Source organism: Opitutia bacterium ISCC 52 (assembly GCA_014529675.2).
Classification (GTDB): Bacteria; Verrucomicrobiota; Verrucomicrobiia; order Opitutales; family UBA2995; genus UBA2995.
The window spans coordinates 2,548,242-2,563,209 of sequence record CP076040.1 but is presented as its reverse complement, the minus strand read 5'-3'; the positions used below and the strand labels follow the sequence as shown (position 1 = coordinate 2,563,209).

The window sequence follows — 14,968 nt, the reverse complement described above, 5'->3', positions numbered from 1 at the left end:
AAACTTTAAGTTGACCCTTCTATCTGGTTAAAAACCCCTATGAAAAATCTGTTAAAGCCCTGCCGTAACCTGAAAACCCTTTAGGCAGTCGGTTTGAATTTCAAGTTTAGGAACCAGAGGGCATTGTGAATATTTTTCAGCTGCTTTGGTGTTGTTGTGCAGAACTGCTGGAATTCCTGCCCGAGTGGTTACCGGGTTCCATGGAGGAACATGGAATGGGTTTGAGAATTACTTCATGGTGAAGAATGCGGAAGCGCATGCATGGGTAGAAGTATTCGATGGTGACAATTACTGGGTACGAATAGACCCCACGCCTGGTGGCACTCAAGATATAATCAATTTGAATCAAGCGACGACAGAGGTGGAGTCTTTTGTAGATTCGAGTATTACTGCTTACGTGGACAGTTTGCGCATACTCTGGTACCGCCGTGTAGTAAATTTCGACAACCAGGACCAAATTGAGATGGTGAATGTATTTTCCATCACGATGGAAGCATTGATGGAAAACATTCGCGCCAAGCTTAAGGCAATTAGTGGTGAGTTTAAGGCCATGCTCCAGGATCCTTTTAATAAGGAAAGGATGACTTTATTTGGATTAACCTTCGGCTTCTTGTTTTTGATCTATCTCCTGGTTCGCATACTTTTAAGCCGTTTACGAGCGAGAGCTTATTTTAAGTTCTTTGGTACACGAAAGCGAAAACGAGTCATTCAACTGAAAGATCGTGTATTGGCTGGAAAACTTTTGATGAAATACCATCTACGCTTGGAGAGTAATCAGCCCTCCGATGACATTCTTCAATCGATGAGTGATCTACACATTATTCGATTTGGATCGGTCGATCGATGGCCTACGGTAAGTCCAGTTCTTAAGCGTGCTCGTAAACTGATCAAAACTATCTAGCGAGACGCTACATGTCCCATCTTTTCAAAAAATCTTTGTAAGATGGGCTGAGCAATAGGAACTGAGGTCGATCCGCCACCTAAAGAGTCTCCGAATTGTCCATCAATCATGACCGCGATGGCAATTTCAGGATCTTCAATTGGAGCAAAGCAAATGGACCAAGCCAAGTGACGCATCCCATCAGGAGTTTGCACCTGAGCCGTTCCCGTTTTCGCTGCGATACGGACGCCAGGTACCTTAATGAGCTTTGCCGTGCCGTCTGTTGCTGCTGCTTCCATGCCATCGAGAATCAAGTTATAGTCGCTTTCGGATACTTTAATGTCTCGCTTGCTTGGAATGGCTTGACGGTAGGGGTCGTAAAGGATGGTGGGCTTAAACTCTGTTTCCCTCCTTGCAAACGCGGCTGTAAAGCAAGCCATTTGAAGCGGCGTTACTCGGAGGTCTCCTTGTCCTATAGAGAAATTGGCGGTATCACCTGGATACCAGGCGTCATTGCGAGTTTCCCGTTTCCACTCTCGCGAAGGAACAATCATCTTTGTCGCCTCAAAGGGTAATTCGACACCGGTGGGTTGATCTAAGTGGAACCTCCTCGCTTCAGCGCTGATGTAATTCACGCCTATGTCCTGACCGTGCTGGTAGAAGTATACATTGCAGCTGTGTTGGATAGCTTCGTGGATGGTAACATCCCCATGGCCGAGCCTGTTCCAGCAGCGAAAATTCCGACGGCCGACCGTGTAGCTACCTGTGCAGTGAGACATGGTTTCGCCATCAATAAATCCATTTCTTAACCCAGCCAGGCTAGTGACGATTTTGAAGGTTGAGCCAGGGGAGTAAAGTCCCTGGAAGGCGAGATTGATCCAGGCGCCTCGGTCGTTGATATCTCTGGCGACCGTGTTGGACATGTAGGGGCTAAGATCATTTAAATCATAATCCGGCTTACTGGCCATGACCAATATATCACCTCGTTTTGTATCCAGTGCGATCGCGGCACCTTTTTGGTCTCCCAGAGCCATTTCCGCAATATCCTGCAATTCAGAATCCAAGGTGATCTGAAGGTCTTTCCCCTGAATAGGAGTATTCGTAACTTTAGGTTCAAACTGGAAACCCGAGGGATCTACGACCCAAATCTCCAAACCACTTTCTCCCTGAAGTTCCTCGTCAAATTGTTTTTCAATGCCGGATTTTCCTTCATAACCTCGTTCCTGAAAGGTCATGAGTTTATCCCCAGGCAAATTATCTGTGTCCATTTCTTGGGTATTGCCTGCCCAGCCCAAAGTATGTGCTGCAAGTGACCCATAAGGGTAGTAGCGAGCGTTTGACGCAAAAATTTGAATGGGCGACTGAACCGGGATCTGTTCCAGAAGAAGAGCATACTCCTCCGGATCCATGTCGTTGATGAGAGGGAAGCGGAGTAAAAGTTGTTGCCCGAAGTGTCGCTCGATTTCCTTCGAATCAATTTCCAGGCTTCTACCAAGGATTTTCCCGACTTGATTGATGTATCGCTGTACAACATTGCGCCGTGCTTCGATATTGATATCTCCAGTTTTGGTTACCTGTTCTTCGGGCAGGGTATCGTAGTGATCTCTGAGTTTCTTGAATTCTGCCCGGAACTCTGGTCGTAGCTCGTTAAGAAACACATCGGCTGAATACCGAGGACGATTGCCGACTAAGAGCCTGCCGTCACGATCATAGATGTTGCCTCGCGGTCCTGGGACGATAATTCTTCGAAGACTCTGGCGTTCACCTTTTTCGGAGTATTCCGAGTATCTGAAAAGCTGTCTGTAGGCGAGTCCGCCAGAGAGAACGATGAGCATCACAAGCAACAAATAAGTAACCAGCCTTAACCGGGCATTATAGTTGCGAAATATTTCTATGATATTCATTTGGCAGCGCGCAGAGATGCATCCACGTCGATGTTGAACATGCGCAAGACATCCTTCTGGTAACTAATGAGTAATCCTGCGACAAGGAACAATACCAATTCTGACACAAGCAAGTGAAGAAGGTTCAAGAAAACAAACTGTGAAGTTACTCCATAGGTGCTTCCTGCCAATATGGTGTAGTAAAGGTATAGGATCAGGTTTACGACTAGTACCACCATTTTGTATGCGCTGCGGTTATCGTACTGAATTCTGTCTCTTAGGTAATAGAGTGCTGTGAATGTGACTAAATTGGGCACAAGGCTAACCCCGATGTTCCAGGATTCACCAGAGTCGTAAAAGATACTAAATAGAAAGACTGCTGTTATGCCTTGCCCCAAGGGCAGAAAGAGCGCCGGAAATGAAACCAGCAGGCCATTCATAAACAGAAACAGTGAAACGGTTGCCAGGGATTGGTTTAGTTGGCTCAGTAGTATGAGAACGATACCGTAGAGGATGAAAAGAATGAGCCACTGGTACGATTCGGGATTCTTATCCATCGCTTTCAAGTGTTCTCAGGATGGCAACTTCTCGTATTGTATTCAGTTCGTCTGAAAGGATGACTTCGCCGCTTTGGAATAAACCATCACTGGAAGCTTCCAAGCTTTGGACCCAACCAATTGTGAGGCCTTCAGGAAATACCCCTCCCAAGCCAGAAGTCATGAGTCGGCGAGGATGATCTTTGTTGATTTGGATGTCTGTAGGAACGTTTTGCACGGTTCCTTTAGGTGGGGTGAAGGGTGTCGAAATTGAGCCTTGGTACAGGACAGGTCGTTTGTCTCCCTCAAACACAGCAGCTAATCGGATATTGGGGGAGGTAATCAAATCGATGATTGAGGTGGTCATGTTTACCTTTCGAACTTTGCCAACCACGCCTCCAGAATATACGACAGGCGCGCCCTCAGGAATCTCAAAATTCATACCCTTTTGGATGGTAATCTCCTGCCACCAGCCGTTTGTATCTCTTCTAGCTATGCGACCCACTTCGGCCTGATAGGTTGGAAGGGAAGGGAGGTTGAATAGTTCTTCGTATCTATCAACTTGAGCGGCCAGGGAGTCTTGTTGCTGGATCTGATATTGAAGTGTCGCATTAAGCCTGGCTAGGTCTCGCCCTTCTTCGATCAAACTTTTTTTAGACTCCATTCGTCCCGTCCAGAATTTTTGAACGTTTCGCACTAAGGTGCCACCGATCCAGGAAGGTGCCTGGAATTCATAGAAAAAGTCCTCTGTGACCTTTTTGAAAAAAGTCGGAATAAGTATCCAGGCGAACAGTACCAGACCTAAAGCGATCAGTGGTCTTAATCTTTGGTTACGTTCCTTGGACAACGGAGGAAACGGTTTGCTTTATTAAAGGCTCAACGAGGGCTGGATACTTCACCGAGTAGGGATGCTAAATCTTCTAAGACTGCACCCGTACCATGTGCAACCGCACTCAGTGGATCGTCGGCGATAATTACGGGCAGTCCCGTCGCATCACTTAAGAGCTGGTCGAAGTTTTTGAGCATGGCGCCACCTCCGGCTAAAACGAATCCCCGGTCAACCAGGTCAGCCGAGAGTTCCGGTGGGCAGCGTTCCAGCGCATTTCTTACCAAATCCACAATTGCATTGATGGTATCGGTCAGAGCTTCGCGGATTTCTTGCGAACTAATGTGAAGTGTTTTGGGTAGGCCTGCAACGGAGTCACGGCCTTTTACTTCTAAAGATAATTCTTCGTCGAGTGGAGCTGCTGATCCGACCTTTACTTTAATCTCCTCTGCGGTTCGTTCACCGATGAGAAGATTATACGCTCGTTTCATGTAGTTGATGATAGCCGCATCCAGTTCATCTCCTCCCACACGAATACTCTTTGAGTAAACAATTCCTGCTAAGGATATGATAGCAACTTCCGTGGTACCTCCACCGATATCGACAATCATGTTGGCTGCTGGTTCATCAATAGGAAGTCCTACGCCTATAGCTGCAGCCATGGGCTCTTCCAATAACAATACATCGCGTGCTCCGGCATGAATGGCCGACTCACGAACTGCTCTTCTCTCTACTTCTGTGATTCCGGAAGGTACTGCAACTACTACTCTGGGAGGAACAACACTCATGTTACTGTGCACCTTCTTGATGAAGTAACGCAGCATGGCCTCGGTGATTTCGAAGTCGGCGATCACACCATCTCTCATGGGGCGAAGTGCCGTAATGTTGCCAGGTGTTCTTCCCAGCATCTTTTTGGCATCCAAGCCTACTGCGTGCACTTTTCGAGTCCCTGTGTGGATAGCGACCACGCTGGGTTCTCGCAGGACGATTCCTTTATCTTTGGCAAATACAAGCGTATTGGCTGTTCCTAAATCGATTCCAATATCGCTTGAAAGAAATCCAAAGAAGCGTCCTATCATAGGGAGTGAGTGTGAATCAGATTAGTGCGAGTTGAGATAGATGGGAGACGAAGGAAGCTATTATTTGTCGGATTCCGGTGAGACTGGTTCCGATTGAACAGGCTTGGTTTGGCGCGGAGCGGGTTCTGGCTCTTCTTCCATGGCTGTCCGTATATCATCTTCGACATCTTTGGTAGCCTTTTTAAATTCTTTCATCGCTTTTCCCATTCCACGAGCTAATTCAGGCAATTTCTTTGCCCCGAATAGCAGTAAGATGATGAAAACCACGACAAAGATTTCCATGGGTCCCAGGGATTGTAAAAACGCGAGTGATTGGGTGGGTAGTGTCATAATAATTAAAAGGTAATGGTGATTATTGAGCTATGCCCGTAGATTGTGCAAGACAAGAGCTAGGGAGAGGCATAAATGATTTTTTGGGTTTTATTTGAAGTGAGAACTCTGTTTTTTCAAACTCTTTACTATACACAGTTTTGGGAAAAATGGGGTTATGGCTGTATTTTTTGCACAACTTCTAGACCGATCGCTGGCTCGCCGCTCAAAATTATCATTCCAACGCTCCTTTGAGTGCGTATACCAGTTGGCCTTAAAACGGCCATAATTTCCAAGCTTGTGCTGCGCACGAAGAGTTCGTTGTTAAGTTGAATGTTTTGTGTGTCTTGCCGAACGACAACGGTAGCCGATCCAGGATCAACTTGAGTAATTGAACCAATGCGAGTGTAGGGTGAAGGAGTTATGGCCGGTTCAGATAGAATCCCTCGCGATTGGGTGGATTCACAACCTGAGAGAAGGACTACGGACAGGCAGGCCATCCATGATAGCTGCCTACTAAGATCCATTGATTAGCTGTTCGGTTGGTTTTCGTTTTTGGCGATCCCCAGATTAGATTCAACATGATCTCCATCAAAGAAGCCGTAAAGCTGACGAATACGCGTTGGGTGACGCATCTTCCGCAAGGCTTTCGCTTCAATTTGTCGAATCCGTTCCCGGGTCACATTAAATTGTCTGCCAACTTCCTCAAGAGTGCGGCTGTAGCCATCGACCAAACCAAAACGTAAGGACAGCACTCTGCGTTCACGTTCTGTCAAACTATCAAGAACGTCTACGATTTTTTCCCGCAGCAGGCTGTATGCAGTCATATCGTATGGGTTTTCTGCACCTTTATCTTCGATAAAGTCTCCAAAATTTGTGTCGTCGCTATCGCCAACAGGGCTTTGCAAGCTGATCGGTTGCTGAGCCATCTTCATGATAGACTGCACCCGTTCTACCGGAAGCAGCATTTCATCTGCTACCTCTTCGGCGGTCGGTTCGTGTCCAAGTTCTTGATACAGTTGCTTCTGTACCTGCATAACCTTGTTTAGCGTCTCAATCATGTGGACCGGAATCCGGATAGTCCGAGCTTGGTCCGCAATGGATCGAGTAATGGCCTGGCGAATCCACCAAGTTGCATAGGTGGAGAATTTATAGCCCCGACGGTATTCAAATTTTTCAACTGCCTTCATGAGGCCCATATTGCCCTCTTGAATGAGATCGAGGAAGGAGAGGCCACGATTGGTGTATTTTTTGGCGATTGAAATTACCAGGCGAAGGTTGGCTTCAACCATTTCTGTCTTAGCGCGGTGGGCACGTCGCATTGCGATACGAACATCTCGAACCAGGTTCACCAATTCGGTCGCATCTATACGATTATCGCTACGGAAGATCGCTAGCTCTTCGAGCATCGCGTTTTTGATCTTGGTAGGAATCTTCTTCGTTTTGGAGCGCTCATCCATGGAGAGCTCCTGATTGATTTCATCAATACGCTTGATGAGGGGCCCCAAGTTGTTGAGGAACTCTTCAAAGACCTTCAGTTTGAAGCAGAACTTTTTGAATTTCGAACTCAGCTGTGCCTCATACTTTTTAAACCGCGTGTTTGCCCGTTTGGCGTTGGTGGAATTAGTGGCACTAAGATGACCATCCCACGCCTTTTGACTGCGGGCTTCCAGATCTTCAACCGTTTCCAGGAGCTTTGGCAGCATCTTGAAGTAGTTTTCCCGGCTATCGACTTTTTTGTCCAGGACTACTCGGTCGAATCGTTCATCTCGATTGATCAGCTTGGTAGCCAGATTGATATGAAACTCACTTGTGATTCCCACTGAAAATATAATGCTCTGCGCTTTCAGTTCGGCCCGCTCAATTCGCTTCGAAATCTCAACTTCTTGTTCACGCGTCAGCAGCGGCACTTGACCCATCTGCTTCAGATACATGCGGACAGGATCATCCAGGATATCGTACTGGGAGGCTTTTACTTCCTCCTCTTCGGATTCTTCCAGGCGTTGCTTATAGGTTTCGACCTCTTCAGAGTCGATAATATCGATCTCAAGATTTTCGAGGATGGAAATGACGTTTTCAATCTCGTCCGGACTATCGATCGTTGTCGGGAGAGCATCGTTGATGTTGGCGAAAGTCAGGTAGCCTTGCTCTTTTGACTGCCGAATCAACAACCTGATCTTTTCGTTGAGATCTGCTTCGACGGCCTTTTCTTTTTCAGTTTTTTCGCCTTCAGGTTTCGCTGCAGCTTTCTTTGCTGCTTCTTTGCGAAGTGCCTCAACAGCTTGTTTTACAGCTTCCTCTTCTCTTTCTTTGGTCGTCTTCTTGGCTGCTTTTTTCGCAGGGGCTTTCTTAGCGGCCGTCTTCTTGGCTGGGGTAGCTTTTTTCGCAGGGGCTTTCTTAGCGGCCGTCTTCTTGGCTGGGGTAGCTTTTTTCGCAGCCACTTTTTTCACTGCCGCCTTTTTTGCGGGAGCTTTCTTTGCTACTTTTTTCACCGCTTTCTTAGCAGCGGTTTTGGTGGCCGTTTTCTTTACTGCTTTTTTGGCAGCTTTCTTAGCGGTAGTTTTTGTTGGCATGGTGTAATAGCTTAAAATTCGGTTGGCAGGTGAACCTCAGGTGGGTTCGAAATGGAACGGTTTAAATCCGTTCTTTCTTTTTGTAGTTTAAATTGTTCCTGAAGTGGCAGGGATTGGGCGTTTGCCAGTTCAACGTCTAAGGATTGAATTCGTTTGTGGAAGAAGCGCTTATAAAGTTTGACGATGGAATCTTCTACTCCTCGGAGTAGGTTTTCAGTCTGAATATCTTTCGAACGGAGATTGTAATAATAGTTCCTCTCTTGGTCTGTTTCTACGATCTCTTCCATCTGGCTGATGCCTTGCCAGGAACCCTGTTCTGCTTCAGCCAAGATCCTGTTAAGGATACGGCCGCTTGGTTGGGAATCATCAATCCATTCATTATCAACAACTTGGAAGAGGTGTGCGCCCAGGCCTGGGAACTCAAAAAGAGCCAAAATTAGGTCTTCCTCTGCGTTTGTCAACTTCGACTTTGAATTGGCTGAATCCCTTAAGTTTTCGCGCTCTCCAGCCTCATTGCTTATGTAGGATTGTCTGCTTTTAGTCGCCAGGTAATTTTTATAGTCAGTAGATAGAATATCCTCACGAATTCCTAGGAGCTTTGAAAGTTCTCCGAGATACTCTACGCGCATCAATTCTGAATCGAGGTGCGTCAGAAGTTCGAATATGGCATTTGCAGTTCGGTTCTTCTCTCGAGCTTCAGCTTGGAGCGCATTTGGCAATAGTGATCTGACAGCGAAGGGGAGGGCAGATTCAGATCCTTCAATTATCTGATTTGCGAATTCATCTCCCGATTCTATAATCACATCATCGGGGTCGCTTCCGTCTGGCAATGGGTAGTATCTAATGTCGAGTCCGGCTTTCCATGCCATTGGGAGTGCTCGCAAGGCCGCTTTTCTACCTGCATCATCGCCGTCAAGAAGGCAGATGATCTTTTCGTTGAAACGCTTGAGGAGCAAAAGTTGATTTTCCGTTATAGAAGTTCCTTGCGGGGCAACAGCTGGTAATCCGATGGTCCAGCAGCGAATGGCGTCGAGTTGTCCTTCGACTAAGATGAAGGGCAAATCCTCAGTGACCTCCTTCTTCGCTTTGTGTAAACCGAACAGAACGCTGCTTTTATTGAAGAGGGGTGTCTCAGGTGAGTTGACGTATTTGGCTTCGTGGGAGCGATCGTCTGTCGGGGTTATAGATAATTGGCGAGCGGTGAATGCAATTACCCGCTGATTGGCGTGTTCCCGGATTGGAATCATTAATCGCCCCCGGAAGCGCGGATAAAGAGCTTCATTAGATTCCGGGTGCCGGGAGGGATAAAAAATTCCGCACTTGTTGAGCGCCTCGGAAGAGTAGTTTTTCTTTTGCAGGCTTGAGAACAGCTTTGGATCGTTTGGAAGCGCTAATCCTACTTTGTATTCCTCAGCTACTTGTAATTGGAATTTTCGATCCTTTTCCCAATATTCACGGATGAACTGACCGTCCTCCGTGTCTGCCATAAAATTTCGATGGTAGTGCTCCGTGGCGAAATCGTGGATTTCGAGAATCTCTTTTCTCAGCGATGGCTTAAATCCTGACGGTGCTTTGCCTTGCTCGTATTCAATAGGTATATTGAAACGAGCAGCAATTGATTCGACTGCTTCCTGGAAATTTAAACGTTCGGTCAGCTGGATGAATTTATAGATGTCTCCTGCTTCTCCGCTGGAGAAGTCTTTGAAGATGTTTTTGTCGGGTAGCACATAGAAGGAGGGGGTTTTCTCATTTGTGAATGGGCTGAGTCCTCGATAATTAGCTCCTACCTTTCTTAGTCCTACTACGGGTGAAACAAGGTCGTATATATTTACCTTGCTGCGTATGTCTTCAATGCAGGAACGAGAAATGATAGGCATATACTACAACGTGATGGCAGAAGTTGTTAGGATTATATACCCCGGGCTTCATAGCGGGCCCGTTCAATATCCGGATGATTTGGAGCCATCTGGAAGAATAAATTGTAGAGGCTACGAGCTGCAACAGGATCACCACTTGGTTCCGCATACAGACGAGCTAAGAGCAATACCAAGTCAGGGTTTTTCGGATAGAGCTGTCGATACTTGCGAATTTCTGCAACCACATTGGGCTTGGCCTTGGTCTTTCGAATGATTTGAAGGTAAGTCATCAAGAACCGATTGCTCTCGGGTTGCCTCCGCATCGCTTCCAATGAAGTCATCTCTGCTTCGCTGAATTCCCCTCTATTGTAATAAACACGGGCGAGCTCGTAATAGGCTACTCCCGTGTCTTCTCCCAAATTAATAGCATCCCAGTATTTTGCTACGACGGTATTAGAGTTGGTTGAAGCAATTCTTCTCGCGTCTTCAAGAGCCACATCGACCGGAGATTTTTCCTTTGGAGGGGCAACCACAGGTGGGGGAGCGATTGTCTGCGGATTCTCTTCTGTCTGTTCCTCCTCGTTGACCGCGAGTTGGCTGGGGGGAACCACTTCCGGTTGTGCTTGCTGGGTCAATGCAGCTCTTCTGGCCGCCGTGATCTGCTCGGCTCGAGCCTGTTGCTGCTCAATAAGTTGCTGGCGGCGCTCTTCCTCTTCTTTGATCTTTGCCTCTTCTTCTTCCGCAGCTTTTTTAAATTCGTCGTGTGCAGATTTTACTTCTGCGAGTTCAGGGGCTTTTGCTGCGTCGGGAAATCGTTTCTCAACCTGTTTCATCAGTCGATCCACTTCATCCCACTGCCTACGTTTGTGTTTAATTTGAAGGAGTCCAATATGAGCTTGTTCGGCCACTGAATCGTCCTCGACGATCAGGAGGCGCTCAAAACCAGCTTCTGCTTCTCTCAGGTTTCCACTCTCTGTTGCCAAAAGGGATGCTTTCAGGTCCAGCTCTGGATTAAAACGGATTTGGCTACTATTAGAGTAAGCATGAATAGCCTTGGCTGTCTGATCAGTTTGCAAATACAGATCCCCAATTTGCTGCCAGGTGTTCCAATCCGTTTGGTATTCCAATAGATAGGCTTCGTAATCGCGGATCGCAGATTCCAGATCTTGGGCCTTAATCCACGATTGGGCTGCGTATAAATAGTAGTCGACATTCTCCGGAAATGTTTTTGCTAGCTCATTAAAATAAAAAGCTGAGGTGAAATAGTCTTCATCCTGAGTAAATGCAAAAGCAAGATTCTCCAAGACCTGGGGGTTCTTGGGATTATCGGTTTTTAGTTTATCGAGTATTGCTATGGCTTTATCGACCTCTCCATTATCCAAGTTTTCGTTTGCCTGAGCCATTTTTTCGGCAAACCTTTCTTCTGGTGAGGAACATCCAACCAATAATAGAAATCCTAACAGTAGAATTCCTCTAATACCAACAATAGCTTCATGAAGTTTACGAGCCACCGTGCAAATGTCTTGAGCAGCATCTTTAGTGTCAAGACCCATAACATACGATTAAGAGCACTATTCCTGATTTTGGGGCTATCACACCTTCCGGCAATTTCTCAGGTGGATCCTGTGTGGGAATACTCACTGGATAATTTTGAGCTTCGAACCTACAAAGGGGCAGTTGATTCTTTATTCGAAGCTTGGGAGGAACAAAAGGGGCAGGAGATTAAGCCTGGAGAGAAACAGCGGGTTGGCTTGAAAGTATACACTGCTGCCGGACCTGGGTTGATGACCTCCAAGAATTTAGTGCGTGCAGTCATTGGTAGTCTGGTCGACCGAGGCTATTCTCCTAAGGATGTTTTTATCATCGATATAAACAAAGAATGGTTGAGGGCTTGTGGATATCTACCACCCCTCAGTGAAGGAGGAGTCACCTTTCATGGACACGAAGTTATGGTTATTAACTCCGGGGACTATTTTGAGGATCTCTGGTACTATGACAGCCCAGTTCCTCCAAGAGAGCACTATTTGCCTGGGATAACACCCATGGTTCAGGAATTTGTTGAGCCGGATCCTGATGAGAAAGCCAAGCTTCCTGAGGATCGAAAAAGCTTTTTGCCATCGCCTCTCATTGAGGAAGTAGATTTCTGGATTAACTTACCGGCCGTGAGTGATCATGAGGTGCTCGAGTTGAATGGAGCGTTGGTAAATGCAACACTCTGGAATGCCAGCAACACACTTCGATTTTTTCACTCTCCATCAAATGCTCCAGCGGCCGTAGCCGAGATGGCTGCGATTCCTGAATTTCTCGAGACCTGGAATATGAACATCGTAAGCCTGGAGAAGTATCAGTTTATCGGTGGGCCTCAGTTTAATAGTCTGTATGCGGTATCCGAGAAATTACTGGTGATGAGTTCGGACCCGGTGTCCATTGACGCTTATATGATAGGTAAGATGAATACCTGGCGTGAAAGATACCGCTTTCCCTTAATTCGGAAGGACGTATCCATGTTAGTTTATGCAGATCAATTGGGAGTTGGGATGGCTCATCTGGATCCTTCAAGGATTATTGCTCTGGAGTAGTTTTTACAACGGCTTCAAAAAGTGATTTAGAAGTGAGAAACGTCTTGTAAATCAAGGGTATCCCATTTCTAACTTGTTCCGATGACCCTTGAATCTTTCTTTCCCTTACTTGTTCAAGTAACGCTTGCTTTGGCAATCGCCATTGGCGTGATTGCGGCTAGTCATTTGTTTGGTCAGCGGATCCGTAAGCATTCGCGATTTAAAGGCACACCTTATGAGTGTGGGGTTCCTTCAGAAGGAATCACTCATACGCGATTTTCGGTGAAGTTCTATGTCACCGCCATGCTTTTTATCCTCTTCGATATTGAGATCGTATTTCTCATCCCTTGGGCTGTGATCTATCGCGATTTTATTTCCCAGAGTATCCCTATTTTACTACCCATATTGTTCTTCCTCGCCGTGCTCATTGTAGGCCTCTTTTATGAAATGAAAAAAGGTGCCTTAGAGTGGGAAAAGTAGGCCCGTCTTATTTGCCCTCTCTTAATTAATGTCGCACTGGAAGAATCTTAAATTCTCCAATGCAGCTGGACCGTTACATCTCTGAAGATCGAATCCTGGACCTAGAAGGCCAGGATCTGAAATCCGTATTGGTGGAACTATTGGACTCTATATGTTTCAAAAATCAGAAGCTTAACAAGCGGAGCTTATTTAAAGACCTGATCAACCGTGAGAATGCGATGACCACTTATCTGGGGCGAGGGGTTATTCTTCCCCACATCAGGGTTAATATGCGGTCCCGATTTGTTTTCGCGGTTGGGCGTTCGAAGGAGGGATTTGATTATGACGGATCCTCGGAAACCAAAAAGGTTCATTTAGTCGTCGTTTTATTGGCAAGTGAGAAGGAGCGCAATTACCTGCAAGCTTTAGCGTCTGTGGCTCGCGTATTTCGCGATGAAGGATTTGTGGAGCGCCTGTTGCAGGCTCCTTCATATGATGAATACAAAGCTGAATTACTTTCTGGTTTTTCAGGTGTTCAGACGCGCTTGAGTGCCCAGCAGAGCAAAACCAATCGTTTACTCTTCAGGGAAGCTCAACGCTTGGCGAAAGGGGTGGATGCTTCGGCCATCCTGTTCTTTGCGGATACGATGATAGGAGGAGTAGATGTGATCCCCGACTTTGGGGAAATTCCTGCTGTCGTGATATCGTCCCGTATGATTGATTCGCCGGTATTGGCTCAGAATACACCGACGCTTCATATTCAAGCTTTTTCCAGTAAACGCTTTTCCCAATTGCGGAGCGCGGCTCTGATCGGGTTGGGAAAGGGGTTGTTCAAGTTTACCGATAAAATTTGCTGTGTTGGAGGAATCGCCGATAGCAATCAATTTGATAGTGTTGTCATTATCGATATCCAGCAGGAGTTTCGATCGGTATTATCCAATAAGGGGAGTATTTTACCGGCTAATGTTAAGCCCGAGGTTCTGGAGCGTATTATCGCTATTGCGACAGAACTGACTGTAGAAGGGCGTGAAGGACAAAAAATAGGCGCCCTTTTTGTGATCGGTGATTCGAAAAAGGTAGAGGCATTGACCAAGCCATTGGTTCTTAATCCTTTCTACGGCTACAAGCACGAAGACCGAAATATTCTTAATCCATTCATGGATGAGACGATTAAGGAATTCTCCAGTATAGATGGCGCATTTATTATTCGAGGAGACGGGGTCATTCTTTCAGCAGGCTCACTCATTCACGTTCCCGACTACGAGCACAAGTTGCCTTCAGGGTTGGGAGCCAGACACGCTGCCGCATTTGCCATCTCTTTAGCGACCCAGTGCGTATCGATTGTGATTTCTTCGAGCACCGGGCAAGTAACTCTGTTCAGGAAAGGTGTTATGCTCCCACTGATTGAAAAAGGAATCAGTGGAGGATTTTAATTGATATTGCCCAAAAAATCGTTCTTTCTCCTCCGCTTAATTCTAAAATTGTACTTTTATTACCATGGCTAGAGATACCGTTATCCTCGAATGCACAGAAGCAAAAGCCGAAGGCAAACCACCTTCTCGCTATATGACCACACGCAATAAGAAGCTCCAAACTGAGCGCGTGGAAAAAAAGAAATACAATCCTTGGCTGAAGCGTCATACCGTGCACCGGGAAAAGAAATAGACTTTCTTATAGATACTAAAAAGGCGTCCCCAAATCGGAGCGCCTTTTTCTTTTCTAGTCTTTACTGCGGCTGGCCCGCCATTTGTCACGGTGCTTGCGGATCCAATCCAGCAATGCCCGCTCAAATCCGATATCGTATCCAGCTTTTTCTGATTCCAGCCACTTGTGGCGCAATATTTCCTCCCGTTCAGCGAGAAACTCCTGGTATAGGCTGGAACGGGTTATAATTTCAGATTGCGACATCTCTTCGGGCTGCCTGTCGGTAGTCATTTTGGTTAGGAAAGCTAGAAACTGGGAGAACTAAGACGTATATTCACGGACTTGGGAAAATCAAAAATTAAATG

Annotated in this window: 14 protein-coding genes; 5 read left to right on the top strand and 9 right to left on the bottom strand. The window is 46.4% G+C overall.

The genetic code is table 11. From position 1 onward, the window contains the following. Positions 1-97 precede the first annotated feature (97 nt). On the top strand, positions 98-901 hold the full coding sequence (locus tag GA003_10875; GenBank protein QXD30411.1) for a transglutaminase-like domain-containing protein: 804 nt from the start codon (positions 98-100) through the stop codon (positions 899-901). Here GA003_10875 and mrdA read toward each other — a convergent pair. From mrdA to GA003_10835, 8 genes are all read right to left on the bottom strand, one after another. Beyond that, positions 898-2,784 carry a penicillin-binding protein 2 gene (gene mrdA, locus GA003_10870; GenBank protein ID QXD26551.1) on the bottom strand — a complete coding sequence of 629 codons (1,887 nt, stop codon included), beginning with the start codon at positions 2,782-2,784 and terminating at the stop codon, positions 898-900. The genes GA003_10875 and mrdA overlap by 4 nt on opposite strands. Further along, positions 2,781-3,320: a hypothetical protein gene (locus GA003_10865; GenBank protein ID QXD26550.1), complete on the bottom strand. Its 540-nt coding sequence runs from the start codon at positions 3,318-3,320 to the stop codon at positions 2,781-2,783. Before GA003_10865 ends, mrdA begins: the two co-directional genes overlap by 4 nt. Next, on the bottom strand, positions 3,313-3,963 hold the full coding sequence (locus tag GA003_10860) for a rod shape-determining protein MreC (GenBank protein ID QXD26549.1): 651 nt from the start codon (positions 3,961-3,963) through the stop codon (positions 3,313-3,315). The genes GA003_10865 and GA003_10860 overlap by 8 nt, the downstream gene beginning before the upstream one ends. A 212-nt stretch (positions 3,964-4,175) precedes the next feature. Then, complete coding sequence (locus tag GA003_10855) at positions 4,176-5,204, bottom strand: rod shape-determining protein (GenBank protein ID QXD26548.1); 1,029 nt, start codon at positions 5,202-5,204, stop codon at positions 4,176-4,178. A 60-nt stretch (positions 5,205-5,264) separates the two neighbouring features. Next, complete coding sequence (locus tag GA003_10850; GenBank protein QXD26547.1) at positions 5,265-5,534, bottom strand: twin-arginine translocase TatA/TatE family subunit; 270 nt, start codon at positions 5,532-5,534, stop codon at positions 5,265-5,267. Between the two features lie 509 nt (positions 5,535-6,043). Beyond that, positions 6,044-8,086: an RNA polymerase sigma factor RpoD gene (gene rpoD, locus GA003_10845; GenBank protein ID QXD26546.1), complete on the bottom strand. Its 2,043-nt coding sequence runs from the start codon at positions 8,084-8,086 to the stop codon at positions 6,044-6,046. 11 nt (positions 8,087-8,097) lie between these two features. Beyond that, a complete protein-coding gene (dnaG, locus tag GA003_10840; protein QXD26545.1) occupies positions 8,098-9,963 on the bottom strand; it encodes a DNA primase in 1,866 nt (621 codons plus the stop codon). Between the two features lie 32 nt (positions 9,964-9,995). Then, a complete protein-coding gene (locus tag GA003_10835; protein ID QXD26544.1) occupies positions 9,996-11,495 on the bottom strand; it encodes a hypothetical protein in 1,500 nt (499 codons plus the stop codon). Positions 11,496-11,525: 30 nt separating this feature from the next. Here GA003_10835 and GA003_10830 point away from each other — a divergent pair, with 30 nt between their 5' ends. The 4 genes from GA003_10830 (at position 11,526) to rpmG (ending at position 14,624) form a co-directional block, all read left to right on the top strand. Next, positions 11,526-12,521 carry a DUF362 domain-containing protein gene (locus GA003_10830; GenBank protein ID QXD26543.1) on the top strand — a complete coding sequence of 332 codons (996 nt, stop codon included), beginning with the start codon at positions 11,526-11,528 and terminating at the stop codon, positions 12,519-12,521. A gap of 81 nt (positions 12,522-12,602) precedes the next feature. Then, positions 12,603-12,980 (top strand): NADH-quinone oxidoreductase subunit A, encoded by a 378-nt coding sequence (locus GA003_10825; GenBank protein QXD26542.1) that lies wholly within the window; start codon positions 12,603-12,605, stop codon positions 12,978-12,980. Positions 12,981-13,039: 59 nt separating this feature from the next. Continuing rightward, positions 13,040-14,392, top strand: a complete 1,353-nt coding sequence (locus GA003_10820; GenBank protein QXD26541.1) for a PTS sugar transporter subunit IIA — start codon at positions 13,040-13,042, stop codon at positions 14,390-14,392. 64 nt (positions 14,393-14,456) lie between these two features. After that, positions 14,457-14,624 carry a 50S ribosomal protein L33 gene (gene rpmG / locus GA003_10815; protein QXD26540.1) on the top strand — a complete coding sequence of 56 codons (168 nt, stop codon included), beginning with the start codon at positions 14,457-14,459 and terminating at the stop codon, positions 14,622-14,624. Between the two features lie 54 nt (positions 14,625-14,678). On the opposite strand, the gene GA003_10810 is transcribed toward rpmG, so the two are convergent. Beyond that, positions 14,679-14,867 carry a DUF4032 domain-containing protein gene (locus tag GA003_10810; GenBank protein QXD30410.1) on the bottom strand — a complete coding sequence of 63 codons (189 nt, stop codon included), beginning with the start codon at positions 14,865-14,867 and terminating at the stop codon, positions 14,679-14,681. Positions 14,868-14,968 lie beyond the last annotated feature (101 nt).